A 14,280-nucleotide genomic window follows, 5' to 3' on the forward strand; every position below is an offset into this window, starting at 1 on the left:
CCGCGTAAACGACCTATACCCTTAGCAGGGGCACCTCTTCAGCCACTTGAGTACTGCTCCATTTGTTAGCCCTTATATAATATAATATTTTAGGCTAACTGTCAATAAGTTAAACGTTATTTTTTAGCACTACGAATGTGGTGCGTTTTCCTTAATCATTGTTAGTTGTAATCTCTTTCTACTTAGGTCAATTTCTTTAACCCAAACAGTTACGATTTCTCCAACACTTACTACGTCTAAAGGATGCTTTACGAATCCTTTTCTTAATTGTGAAATATGAACCAAACCATCATTTTTCATACCACAATCAACAAAGGCTCCAAAGTCAACTACGTTTCGTACAGTCCCTCTCAGTTCCATACCCATTTTTAAATCATCTAGTTTTAATACATCAGATCTAAGAATCGGTGCTTCAACATCATCACGAGGATCTCTAAGTGGTGCAACAAAATCATCTAAGATATCTTCAATTGTATTTACACCAGCTTCTAATTTAGACGCCAATTGTTCTACATTTGCATTATTAAATTTTAGTTTTAAGATAGGGTTACCAAGTTCATCAGGTGATAATCCAAACTCATTCATAAGTTTATTCGCTAATTCGTAACTCTCTGGATGTATTCCTGTTTTATCAAAAGGATTATCTCCATCAAGTACACGTAGGAATCCAGCTGCTTGTTCGAACGCTTTGTTTCCTAATTTAGGTACTTTTTTAAATTGTTTTCGATTTGTGAACTCACTTACTAGTTCTCTGTGTTCTACTATGTTCTGTGCAATTGTTTTACTTAATCCAGCAACATACTGTAGTAATTGTACAGACGCTGTATTTACATTTACACCAACCTGGTTTACTGCAGTCTCAACAACGAAATCTAATGATTCACTTAGTTTCTTTTGTCCAACATCATGTTGATACTGTCCTACACCAATTGATTTAGGGTCTATTTTAACAAGTTCACTAAGTGGATCTTGTAATCTTCTTGCTATACTTACAGCACTACGTTCTTCTACTTCTAAATGTGGAAACTCTGCACGTGCTAGATCACTTGCACTATAAACAGAAGCTCCTGCTTCATTAACAATAATGTAGAATAACTCTTTATCCAAAAACTTAGACACTGCTTTAATTACATTGATAATGAACTGTTCTGTTTCTCTTGATGCAGTTCCGTTACCAATTGCTATAATATCGATATCATATTTCTTTACTAAGTCCATCACTATTTTACCAGCTGTGTTTCTACGTTCCTGTGAGACTTTCTCACCAGGAAACTTTTGATGTGGATAAATAACATCCTTTGTTTCCATTTTACCCATTTCATTCACAACTGCTAGTTTACAACCTGTACGATATGCTGGATCTACTGCTAGAACCATTTTGTCTTTCATGGGTGGTTGTAATAATAAACTTTTTAAGTTTTCACTAAAGATATGAATTGCGTTATCTTCCGCTTTTTCACTTAATTCAGATCTTAATTCTCTTTCTACAGAAGGAGCAATTAATCTCTTGTAAGCATCTTCAATCGCAATACGTACATATTGATTTACAAATGAACTATTTTTGGTTAGGATCATTCCTTCTAAATACTCATGAATGCGTTGAACATCTACAACGATTTTAACACCCAATACTTTTTCTTTTTCCCCACGATTTATAGCAAGAACTCTATAAAGTTTTACTTTATTAACTGGCTCTTCATATTCGTAGTATATTTCATATATCTTACCTTCATCATTTGCGTTCTTTTTAATTTTTGATTGTAAGTTTCCTTTAACAAAAGTATGGTTTCTTATCCATTTACGGTAATCTGCATTATCACTAATTTCTTCAGCAATAATAAACAAAGCACCTTCAATTGCTTTTTCAATACTCACAACTTCCTCTGTTAGATACTTAGCAGCTTCATCTTCTAAGTTCCCTGAATCTGGATATGTATTGATGTAATCAGCAAGAGGTTTAAGTCCTTGTTTTACCGCAACAGTCGCTTTTGTCTTTTTCTTCTCTTTGAATGGTCTATAGATATCTTCAACATCAATTAATTTCTCTGCTTTTAATATCTCCGCTTTTAACTCATCTGTTAGCATTCCTTTTTCATCAATAAGTCGAATAACATCTTCTTTACGTTTTAAAAGGTTTTGCTTATATTCATATTCTTTATGAATATCTCTGATTTGCTCTTCATCTAATGCTCCTGTTTGCTCTTTACGGTAACGAGCGATAAACGGAACAGTGTTCCCTTCATCAAGCATTGCAAGTACAGTTTGTACTTGTTTTTTAGTAATTCCTAAATTTTTTGTTATCTGTTTTAATAAATCTTCATTAAATTCCATACATTTTCCTCCAACATATATAAAAAAGCCTAATATAGGCTAGTTTATTTTTATTCTACTGTGTAATCTCCGCTAGCTACATCATCCATAAATGCAGTGATGTTCGTTGTATTTACTAGAAACTCAATCATTTCTCCATCTTGATAAATCATTAACGTTGGAAACGATGATAATGTTTCATCATTAGGTCCAACAATTAAAGCTCTTGCAACATTATCTCTTGCAGTTACTTCGTACCCTAATAGGTATAATTTCATTCCAAGTTCGTTCTCTTTTGCGAATTTTAATATTTCCTCTTTGATAGATGCGCAAGCACCACAACTAGTACTATAGTAATATACTGCATACAAATCTTCATCTTGAATTGCTACTTCACTATATTCCCCTAATTGCTCAAAATCGTCATAGTCCAAGGCTGTAATATTGTAGTAGATCATTACACCCATTAAAATCACAAATACTGAACCAAATATTATTAATACGTTTCTTAAAAAATTATCTTCTTTTTTTCTATGTTTTTTTGCCATTTAAACCACTCCTAGCTTAATATATTGTATAAAAAATACGAGATAAAATCAAGTATATTAACCTAAATACTAAATATCTTAGGTAAGTTACTTCTTTAGTCTTTTATACATACTGCGACTGCGTAATTTCTTGAATGAGAGATACTCACATTCACAATATCTGTAGATCTGTATTTACTTTCAAGGTATGGCGCACCATATTCATCATTTAGTATCTCTACATCAACGAAATTTAAGCTGTGATCAAAGTTCTTGTAAACTTTAGTGTATGCCTCTTTTGCGGCAAAACGACCTGCTAGATACGCGATTCTGGAATCTGTGTTTTTCATATTGAAATATCTTACTTTCTCACGTTCTGAAAGTATTCGATTGATAAATCTGTCTGATAGACGTTCTTTTATTTCCTCAAATTCTACTATATCAATACCTATTACTTTACTCATCTAATCTCTCCATTATCTCTTCAGCTAAATCATTGATATTCCTATACCTATGATTTAGTGCGGATTTACTTATTTTTTTATTGAAGTAATCATAACTGATGTCTGATAACTCATTAAGTGAGGATTCTGGATGATCTTTTCTTAGTGTAATTGCTTCTTTAACACTTTTTGGTAGCTTATCCATATCTACCATGTTCTCTAGTACGCTTATACTTCTAAGTTGTTTGTTTGCAGCACCTAAGGTTTTGTTTTGGTTTGCAATTTCCATATTCATAACTCTAGTTATACTGTTTACAAAGTCTCTTTTGATTCTTTCATCTTCGTATTCAAACAAAGCATTGATAGCACCCGCTACTTTTAGGAAATCTGCAATTTTTTCTGATTCCTTGATGTATGCGATATACCCTCGTTTACGTTTTATTGATTTTGCTTTTAAATGAAAATAATTTAATAACTCCATAACTTGTAAACTCTGAAGTTCATTATGTGTTGCTATCTCTAAATGGTAGCTACTCGATAACGGATTATTGATACTACCACTTGCGAGGAATGCACCTCTTAAATATGCTCTTTTACAACATTCCTTTATTAATAGAGGCTCTTCTGATATATGTTCGTTATTGCTCATAATTCCAAGTTCATTAATCAGTCGTTCTGCTTGTTCTTTTATCCTTACGATGTAAATATCGTTCTTTTGTAGTTTCATTTGTTTCTTACTTAATATATCCACTTCAACACGGTATAACTCTTTAACAGATGTAATCACTTTTCTAGCAATTTGTAAGTTTGTAGTTTGGAATTCTAAACTAACACCTAAACTAGATATATTAATATTCCCATGTATCTTTAAAAGCGCAGATAACTCAGCTAGTTTACAACAGTTATCGGCTTTTACAGTTAATAATTCACTTTTTACATCAGATGCAAAACTCATATAAATCACACTCTCTAAAATGATATCTAATTATAGCATTTATACAATTCTTTGTCTAACAAAGAAAAAAAGGAACCGAAGTTCCAATTTCTATTTTTATTTCAGTGTTTCTATGTACTTACTAAGAGCCACTGCGGCAATTGAACCATCTGCGGCTGCGGTAACGATTTGACGTAAATCTTTCTCAATTACATCACCAATTCCATATATACCTGGAACCGAAGTAGACATATCAGGATTTGTTTTGATATAACCCCATTTGGTTGTAATACCTAAATGTTTTACGAAATCAGTTGTTGGTACTTGTCCAATAAAGACAAAAGCACCTTCTACCGCTATATCTTGTTCTTCTTTTGTTTCTGCATGTCTGATCGTTACTGTTTCTAAGTTATCTTTTCCATTAAATGATACAACTTCATATCCTAATAAGAAATCCATTTTACCAGTTGCATTTGCTTGATCTATTGCTTTTTGATCAGCTTGCAATGTAGGCAAAATATTTACTACAGTAATATGGTTTACCATTTTAGTTAAGTAAACAGCTTCTTCTATCGCACTGTTCCCTCCACCAATTACAATGATGTCTTTTTCTTTAAAGAACGCACCATCACAAATAGCACACCAACTTACTCCACGACCACTTAATCTAGCTTCACCAGGAGCGTTTGTACTTCTTGGAACTGTCCCAGTTCCAATAATTACTGCTTTGGCTTTATATGTTTCTCCACCAGCAGTTTCGATTTCTTTATAATCACCTTTATCAATAATATTAGTTACATCTCCATATTGATATTCAACTCCTAGTTCTTGTGTATGATTAAACATTTTCTCACTAATATCAAATCCAGAAACATTTCCAAGACCGACATAGTTTTCTACTTCCCAAGTTGTCATCATTTTTCCACCAGGAGCGGCTTTTTCTAACATAACTGTTTTTAATCCTGCACGTTGTGTATATACTGCAGCGGTCATCCCTCCGGGACCCGCGCCTACTATTACTACATCATATTCTTTCATAATAACTCACCTCGATTATATATTATAACTCTACTTTTTAAATAGTGATACTATTTTGCTTCCAATCTTGTTTAAAAATGCATCTGGTTTTGTTGGTTCTACAAGTCCTTTGTTTTCTTCTAGTACTTCTGCATAAGATTTTGTTTTAACAATCTTTCTAATAAAGTAAATATAAGCACCTGCACCTAGTACCATTATGACACTAATTAGTTGTGCTGTTCTTATAGTTGTATTTCCAATATATAAGCTATCTGTTCTAATTCCTTCAATGAAGAATCTTCCTACACCGTACCATATTAGGTAGAATGCTAATAACTCACCATTTTTTAACCATTTGCTTCTTCTGATTATAAGTACAATTATAAATCCAAGTACATTCCACATACTCTCATATAAGAACGTTGGATGATAATAACTAATTACGGGAGAAGATTCTGTGATTCTATCGATATACATTTGATTTGTAATCCAATCAGGTAAATGTAATGTATCTGTTAGAAATGCACGTTGTTGATCCAGAGTTTCTAGTGGGCTACCACCAGCGTCAACACCACCAATTACTCCACCGTGTGCTTCGCGATTAAAAAAGTTACCCCAGCGACCGCTTGCTTGAGCGATTAAGAAACCAGGTACCATTAAATCAAATGCACTGAACATACTAATCTTCTTGATTTTCGTATAGAAATACGCACTGATAAACGCGGTTATAAATCCACCATGTATAGCAAGTCCACCAGAACTAATATCAATCACACTCAACATTCCTTGTCCAAATCCTTGGTCTTGGAATATTGGTAAATATGTATTTCCAAATTCAAAGATTACATACCATAATCTTGTCCCAACTATACTTAGTGGAACTATGATTAAGATTCCATCAATGATGTCATTTGTTTTAATCCCTAATTTGTTACCTTCTCTAATACCTAAGAATGCTGCTACTGCCATTCCTATTAAAATCATTAAACTATATTTTTGCCAAACAAAGTTATCACCTAGCTGTAAAAATATCGGTGAAATTGGATCTATTGCTGTATGATCAAACATAATAACCCTCTATTCTATTTTTTATTTTTAAGTAACTCATCAAGCTCTTGCGTAAACTCCAAAGCACTATTCGTTCCTAAAAACTTAAGTCTTGCGTTCATAGCTGCAACTTCTACTAATGATGCAACATTACGACCTTCACTTACAGGTATTCTAACATAGCTAACTTCAGTGTCAAAGAACTTGATTTTCTCATCTTCAATTCCAAGACGATCATATGTTAATTCTTGATCCCATAGTTCTAAATCAATAACAAGCATAATCTTTTTATCTTCCTTATAGGCTTTTACACCAAATAACTTCACAACATTTACAATCCCGATACCTCGAATTTCAAGATACTTTTTAAGTAGTTTAGGAGCTTCTCCGACTATAACACCATATTCACGCTGATAGATATCAACTCTATCATCCGCTACTAGTTGGTGTCCTCTTCTAACCAATTCTAAAGCTACTTCACTTTTCCCTAATCCGCTTTTTCCTCTTATCAAAACACCAATACCAGATACATCAAGTAACGTACCATGTAGTGATTTTCTTTCTTCCAATTTCGAACTTAAGAATAAATATAAGCTACTAATTAATGCGCTTGTTTTCTTGCTTGATTTACATACAACAATTCCAAGTTCATTACTGTTCTTGATAAATTCCTCTGGAATCTCTGCGTTCTTAGAGAACACAAACATAGGTGGTTTGCGATCAAACAACATTCTTGTTCGAATAACTCTTTCCTCATCTTGAAGCCATCCATAAAAATGAACTTCTTTACTACCGATTACTTGAATTCTACTATACTCATAGAACTCAAACAAACCAGCAAGTTCTAGACCAGGTCTTGATACTTGAGGTTTTTCGATATCTCTTTCTAATCCTTCGTGTCCTGATATGACTTGAAGTTTAAAGTCTCTAACCAATTGTTTTACAGTAAGCATAGGCTCACCCCGTTTTTCTTAATCTTCTTTTTATTTGTGTACCTAACAAGTAACGTATAATAACAAACAACGTTACAAATGCAACTATGAAGTATTCATGGTTGAAATTAAATAGTGAACCTGTGAATAAATACTGATCTATTATATAAAATATTATAAGATATCCTACAAATAAAACAAAACCAAAAGATTTGATTATGTATTGTAAGAAGTATAATGATAAGAATTGTTTCACAAACAATTCTACTACAGTATACACTGCAATAAATGCAATAAACGTTAATTCACTTTGATATGTTGCTAATCCAAATATTTCAATAATGAATAATGATAACGTAACATTCATAAGAAACGTAAACAGAAAATCAATAATAGGGTTTGTGTGATAAACACCACCAAATTCAATTACCAGTAAGCCTTTGGGCCTCTTTATTTTCTTATTTTTTTGGTCCTCTTCTAATTTCTTAATTGTTTCCATTAACTCTTCTAATTCTTCATCTGTTGGAGGATTTGGTTTATTCTCTTCCATCAAAGCCCTCCAATACGTGTTGTAGATATTGTCCTGTGTAACTATCTTTATGAACTGCGATTTCTTCTGGGGTACCTGTAACTAATATCGTACCACCCATATCTCCACCTTCAGGTCCAAGATCAATAACATGATCTGCTACTTTAATAACATCTAAGTTATGCTCGATGATAACTACAGTAGCTCCTAAATCTACAATATGATTTATAACTTCTAATAAGCGTTTCACATCATCACTATGCAAACCAGTAGTTGGTTCATCTAGTATATACAATGTTCTATCACTTATTCTTTTATGTAATTCTTTAGCTAGTTTTACACGTTGTGCTTCTCCTCCACTTAAGGTAGTTGCTGGTTGTCCTATTTTTAGGTAACCAAGACCTACATCGTTTAGAGTTTTTAGTTTTCTAAATGCTTTGGGGATGTTTTCGAAAAACTTAACACTGTCTTCAATTGTCATGTTTAAAACATCACTAATATTTTTCCCTTTATATTTTACCTCTAATGTTTCTGTATTGTATCTTTTTCCATGACAGACCTCACATGGTACATATACATCAGGTAAAAAGTGCATTTCTATTTTTATAAGACCATCACCACGGCATGTTTCACATCGTCCACCCTTAACATTGAAACTAAAGCGTCCTTTTTTGTATCCACGCATTTTGGCTTCATTTGTCATAGAGAACATATCACGAATATCATCAAATACACCAGTATATGTTGCTGGATTAGAACGAGGAGTTCTACCAATAGGTGATTGATCAATATTAATAATCTTCTCAAATTCTTCGGTATTGGTTAATGAATCGAAGTCTCCTTGAGATCTTTTTTTGCGATATATTTGGTTACTTAATCCCTTGTATAGACATTCGTTGATTAAACTACTTTTTCCACTCCCGCTTACTCCTGTGACAACAGTAAGTACACTTTTTGGAATCGAAACATCTATATTCTTAAGATTATTTTGTCTAGCCCCTTTTATTTCAATAAAACCTCTGGCTTCTCTTCTTGAATCAGGAACCAATATTTTCTTTTTACCACTTAGATACTGTCCAGTGATACTGTTTTTATCTTTAAGGATTTGTTTTACTGTACCTTGGAATGTAACTTCTCCACCGAATGTACCAGCACCTGGGCCAATGTCGATTATTTGATCACTTTCGAACATTGTTTCTTCATCGTGCTCCACTACCAATAAAGTATTCCCTAAATCTCTCATTTTTTTAAGTGTGTTAATTAGTTTTTTATTGTCTCTTTGATGTAATCCAATGCTTGGTTCATCTAAAACATAAAGAACACCAGTTAATTGTGAACCGATTTGGGTAGCCAATCTAATCCTTTGGCTTTCTCCACCGCTTAATGTTGCGGCTTGTCTTGATAACGTTAAATAATTAAGTCCAACGTTATCTAAGAAACTCAAACGTTCAATTACTTCTTTTAGAACCATTACACTTATTTGAGTGTCTTGTTCACTAAGTTTTAAACCATTGAAATATGAAATTATATCTTTTACTGCCATATCTGTAATTTCAATAATATCATGGTTACCAACTTTGACACTTAATGCTTTTTGATTTAACTTTTTACCATTACACACAGGGCATAATGTTTCACTCATATAGTTTTCAATCCAATCTCTAATGAATCTAGAGGTTGTTTCCATATATCTTCTTTCTAAATTGCCTATTACACCTTCGTAACGGCTATTCTTTTGATGTCTGTATCCTTCACCGTTGACAATCCCTTTACCAAATATGAAATTTATATCCTCTTTTGAACCATATAAGATAATATCTAAGTCTTTTTTTTGCATGTCTTTGACAGGTACTTTGATATCAATATCAAAATGTTTTGCGGTTTGTTTTAACATACTAAAGTAGTATGTATCTTTGTTTTCCCATCCTTTGATTGCACCTTTTTGGATGCTTAGGGATTTATCTGGGATTAGTAAATCTGGATCTACTCTTCGCTTGTGTCCAAGACCATGACAGTCATCACAAGCTCCGTAAGGAGCATTGAAACTAAATAAACGTGGCTCTAATTCACCAATTGAGAAATCACAGTGTGGACATGAATAATGCTCACTAAAAATATGCTCCTCGTTATTTATTAGTACAACAACTCTACCTTCACCTAGTCTTGCTGCCGTTTCTAAACTATCAAATAGTCTAGAACGAATATCTTCTTTGATCTTTATTCTATCTATAACAGCTTCAATCGTATGTCTTTTATTTTTTTCTAAGTTAATGTCATCATCCAAATCGTATATGTCTCCATTAACTCTTACTCTAACAAATCCATCTTTTTGAAGTTGCTCAAATGTCTTAGCATGTGTTCCTTTACGTTGTTTTACAAGCGGTGCTAGAACAATGATTCGTCCTTCTACAACTTCTAAAACTTTATCTGTCATTTGTTCAATACTCTGTCCTGTAATTTCTACATTATGTGTTGGACAGATTGGTTTTCCTATTCTTGCGAATAACAAACGCAAATAATCATATATTTCAGTTACTGTCCCTACAGTAGAACGAGGGTTTTTTGATGTTGTTTTCTGATCAATTGATATCGCAGGACTAAGTCCTTCGATACTTTCAACATCAGGTTTTTCCATGTTCCCAAGGAACTGCCTAGCATATGCACTTAAACTCTCAACGTATCTTCTTTGTCCTTCTTTGTAAATTGTATCGAACGCCAAAGAAGATTTACCACTACCACTAAGTCCTGTCATTACAACAAGCTTATTCTTTGGTATTGATATATCTATATTTTTTAGATTATTCTCTTTTGCACCTTTAATTACTATTTCATTAATCATACTATCACCCATCTAGTAAATCTTTAAATTGCACCTCTGTTAGAACTGTTACTCCTAGTGATTGAGCTTTAGTTAGTTTGCTTCCAGCATCACTACCTGCAACAACATAACTAGTTTTTTTACTCACAGAACTACTTACTTTACCACCAAGATTTTCAATCAATTCTTTTGCCTGATCTCTTTTGAATAATTCCAGTTTTCCAGTTAAAACGAACGTTTTCCCAGAAAACTCTGCTTTTTCTTTTACGTTTGATACATAATCCATATTTAACCCCAAGTCTTCTAATTCGCGAAGTTGGGCCATGTTTAGTTCATTGTTGAAATAATCAATAACACTTAATGCGATTACTTCGCCAATTTCATCTATATTAGTTAAATCCTCTTTACTTACTGTACCAAGTTCGAACAAGTTTGTGAAGTTAGATGCGATTACTTTGCTCACTTTTTCGCCGACATGTCTAATTCCTAGTCCAAATAAGAATTTATCAAGATTCATGTTTTTACTAATTTCTATATTTTCAATCAACTTATCAATACTTTTCACTCCAAAGCCTTCTTTGACAATTAGGTCGCAATAATGGTTTTTAAGTTTATATATATCGCTAATTTGCTTTAATAATCCGCCATTAAAGAACTGTTCTACAATTCTATCTCCTAATCCTTCAATGTTCATTGTTTTTCTAGATGCGAAATGGATAAGAGATTCTATGATTTTTGACTCACAAAAATCATTTAGGCAATAATGATCTGATTCTCCCTCGTGTCTTACTAGTTCAGATGTACATTTAGGACATCTACTAACCATCATAAATGGGTAACTAAGGATTTCTCTTCGTTCTTCTAACACACGAACTACTTCTGGGATAATATCTCCTGCTTTTCTAATAACAACATAGTCGTTTTCTCTGATGTCTTTACTTACAACGTAATCTTCATTGTGCAATGTTGCTCTAGAAACAGTGCTTCCTTGTACAATAACTGGATCTAAGTTTGCGACCGGGGTTATCTGTCCCGTTCTACCTACTTGGAACGTGATACTATTAATCCTTGTAATAACTTCCTCTGCAGGAAATTTATACGCAATAGCCCACTTAGGAGACTTCGCTGTATATCCAATATCTTCGTATGTATTTAGTTCATTAACTTTTATGACAATTCCATCAATTTCATATGATAGTTTATTTCTTTTATCTGTATATTCTTTTATATATTCTATTACTTCTTCAATTGTGTTACATGTTTTACTTAAAGGGTTTATCTTAAATCCTAAACTTTTTGCGAACTTCAAACTATCACTATGACTTTCAAGTCCATGATCTTCAGGTGATATAACACTATATATAAACATATCTAAGTTACGCTTAGCTGCAATTTTACTATCTAATTGCCTTACACTACCTGCCGCAGCGTTACGAGGGTTCTTGAATACTTCTTGTCCTTCTTTAGTACGTTCTTTATTAGACTTGTCAAAACTATTTTTAGACATAAAGATTTCTCCACGTACCTCTAAATCAAATAAATGATTTATTTGTAGTGGTATTGATTTAATTGTTTTAATGTTGTTTGTTATGTTTTCTCCAACAGTACCATTACCTCTTGTAGCACCTTGAACAAGCAATCCGTTTTCATACTTCAAAGACCCTGCTAGTCCATCAATCTTCAATTCAACGTTATACGTTATACTATTGTGAACTTTTCGTATTTTTTCGTCATATGTTTGTAATTCATCTTCGTTAAACGCGTTGCTTAAACTCATCATTGCGACATCATGAGTAACTTTCTCGAACTTACTTAATACAATATCTCCAACTCTTTGAGTAGGGCTATCTGGTGATTTAAACTCAGGGTTTTCATCCTCTAATCTAATTAACTCATACAAAAGAGCGTCATATTCTTGATCACTGACGCTTGGGTTGTCTTGTACATAGTACTCAAAATTATACTTCTTAAGCAAACTCCTAAGTACATTTATACGTTCTTTTACATTCATTAAAATCACCACTTTATATTATATCATAATTTAGTAATTGCTTTATGGTTTTTAAGAAGGGTTTTTACACCATGAGGAGGTTTAAACGCTATTTTGCATATATCTCCCGATACAGTTATTACCATACCTGAACCAAAATCGTCATGGATGACCTTGTCCCCTTTGTTTAGTTCGTTTTCTTGATAGTTATCAAGATTCTTCTTTTTAACTCTATTCGTTGTATGAGTTTTTGGTGCAATTTTGTAAACCTCAGTATGAGGTTTGCTTGCATACTCATTAAATCCTTTAATTTCTATTAGGTCTTCACCAATTTCATCAATAAAGTTACTATCAATGGTCTTTGAAGTTTCTCCAAATGTCATTCTGACATTAGAATTGGTTAGGAATAAGCGCTCTTTTGCTCTAGTTATACCAACATACATAAGACGTCTTTCCTCACTAATATCACCTTCGTTTATCGCTCTTGAAGTAGGCAATATATTCATCTCCATATTCACAATAAAGACCGCTCTAAACTCAAGTCCCTTAGCTGCATGAAGTGACAACATTGTTACTCCGTCTTCGACATCACTATTCTTCTCTTCAGATTTTAGTGTTACTTCTTCTAATAAGAACATTAACATTTCTTCTCTAGAATACTCAAAATAGATTTTCTCGTTCTCATATAACATATTCTTGAATTCCATTAGATTTTCTATTCTAATGTCTTTTTTCTCATCTTTTTCTAAAGCCGTTAAATATCCTGATTCCTTTAATATGGTTTCAACAAATGCATCAAAAGGCAATTCATCTAGATCTTTTCTGAACTTAACCATTTGCTCTTTGAATGCGTTCAGTTTCATACATGCTGATTTCCCTAATATGTCGGATGCTCTATCCAATGTTTCAAACATTGTCAAGTTGTTATCTAGCTTATACTGCACTAGTTTATCGATAGTTGTCTTCCCGATCCCACGTTTTGGAGATGTAATTACTCGTTCAAATGTCACTTCATCATCTGACTCGAGAATAAGTCTTAGATATGCCGTTAAATCTTTAATTTCTTTTCTTTTGAAGAATGATGTATTTCCATAAATTCTATATGGGATGTGTTTTTGTAGAAACACATCTTCAAACGCTCTAGATGCGCTATTGATTCTATAAAGTATTGCAAAATCATTATACTTATATCCTTGTCTGATTAGTTTTAGTATTTGCATTGCAACAAATTCAACTTCATCTCTAGATGTTGCACCTTTGAAGTACGTGATTAATTCACCTTTATCTTTGTCACTAAATAGGTTCTTAGGGATTCTAGATTTATTGTTTGCAATAACATTGTTTGCGGCTTTAAGAATTGTGTTTGTTGATCTATAATTTTGTTCTAAAAGTACAATGTGATGTTTAGGATAGTCCTTTTGGAATTTCCTGATATTCTTTATGTTAGCACCTCTAAATTTGTAGATACTTTGATCTTCATCACCTACTATGAATAGATTTTGATTCTCTCCTAATAGTAATTGCACAAGTTTATATTGAATATTGTTTGTATCTTGAAACTCATCAATTAATACATACTTAAACTTCTTTTCATACATGTTTCTTATGACTTCATTAGATTCAAACAACTGTATTGTTAAAAGAAGTAAGTCATCAAAGTCCATTAAATGATTTCTTCTTAATGCATCTGTATATCTTCTGTGTACACTTTCTACAATAACTTGAATACCTGC

The 14,280-nt window shown here is 32.8% G+C and carries 11 protein-coding genes; all 11 read right to left on the reverse strand.

Annotation, left to right across the window (positions count from 1 at the left end; all coding sequences use genetic code 11):
* Positions 1–129 precede the first annotated feature (129 nt).
* Positions 130–2,331, reverse strand: a complete 2,202-nt coding sequence (locus AC2LE6_RS06155; RefSeq protein ID WP_484478384.1) for a Tex family protein — start codon at positions 2,329–2,331, stop codon at positions 130–132.
* 50 nt (positions 2,332–2,381) lie between these two features.
* On the reverse strand, positions 2,382–2,858 hold the full coding sequence (locus AC2LE6_RS06160; RefSeq protein ID WP_484478385.1) for a thioredoxin domain-containing protein: 477 nt from the start codon (positions 2,856–2,858) through the stop codon (positions 2,382–2,384).
* A 95-nt stretch (positions 2,859–2,953) separates the two neighbouring features.
* Positions 2,954–3,301, reverse strand: coding sequence for a holo-ACP synthase (acpS, locus tag AC2LE6_RS06165; protein ID WP_484478386.1), 348 nt, complete (start codon positions 3,299–3,301; stop codon positions 2,954–2,956).
* Positions 3,294–4,235 carry a DNA-binding protein WhiA gene (gene whiA / locus AC2LE6_RS06170; protein ID WP_484478387.1) on the reverse strand — a complete coding sequence of 314 codons (942 nt, stop codon included), beginning with the start codon at positions 4,233–4,235 and terminating at the stop codon, positions 3,294–3,296. The genes acpS and whiA overlap by 8 nt, the downstream gene beginning before the upstream one ends.
* A 96-nt stretch (positions 4,236–4,331) precedes the next feature.
* Positions 4,332–5,252 (reverse strand): NAD(P)/FAD-dependent oxidoreductase, encoded by a 921-nt coding sequence (locus tag AC2LE6_RS06175; RefSeq protein WP_484478388.1) that lies wholly within the window; start codon positions 5,250–5,252, stop codon positions 4,332–4,334.
* A 30-nt stretch (positions 5,253–5,282) separates the two neighbouring features.
* Complete coding sequence (lgt, locus tag AC2LE6_RS06180) at positions 5,283–6,299, reverse strand: prolipoprotein diacylglyceryl transferase (protein ID WP_484478389.1); 1,017 nt, start codon at positions 6,297–6,299, stop codon at positions 5,283–5,285.
* Positions 6,300–6,313: 14 nt separating this feature from the next.
* Complete coding sequence (gene hprK / locus AC2LE6_RS06185; protein ID WP_484478390.1) at positions 6,314–7,231, reverse strand: HPr(Ser) kinase/phosphatase; 918 nt, start codon at positions 7,229–7,231, stop codon at positions 6,314–6,316.
* Positions 7,232–7,235: 4 nt separating this feature from the next.
* Positions 7,236–7,760, reverse strand: coding sequence for a hypothetical protein (locus AC2LE6_RS06190; protein ID WP_484478391.1), 525 nt, complete (start codon positions 7,758–7,760; stop codon positions 7,236–7,238).
* Positions 7,747–10,578: an excinuclease ABC subunit UvrA gene (uvrA, locus tag AC2LE6_RS06195; RefSeq protein WP_484478392.1), complete on the reverse strand. Its 2,832-nt coding sequence runs from the start codon at positions 10,576–10,578 to the stop codon at positions 7,747–7,749. Before uvrA ends, AC2LE6_RS06190 begins: the two co-directional genes overlap by 14 nt.
* 4 nt (positions 10,579–10,582) lie before the next feature.
* Positions 10,583–12,568 (reverse strand): NAD-dependent DNA ligase LigA, encoded by a 1,986-nt coding sequence (gene ligA, locus AC2LE6_RS06200; RefSeq protein WP_484478393.1) that lies wholly within the window; start codon positions 12,566–12,568, stop codon positions 10,583–10,585.
* 23 nt (positions 12,569–12,591) lie between these two features.
* Positions 12,592–14,280 (reverse strand): ATP-dependent helicase (locus AC2LE6_RS06205; protein ID WP_484478394.1); only part of this gene is annotated, 1,689 nt, incomplete at its 5' end.

The sequence above is a fragment of the Candidatus Izemoplasma sp. genome (assembly GCF_982632705.1).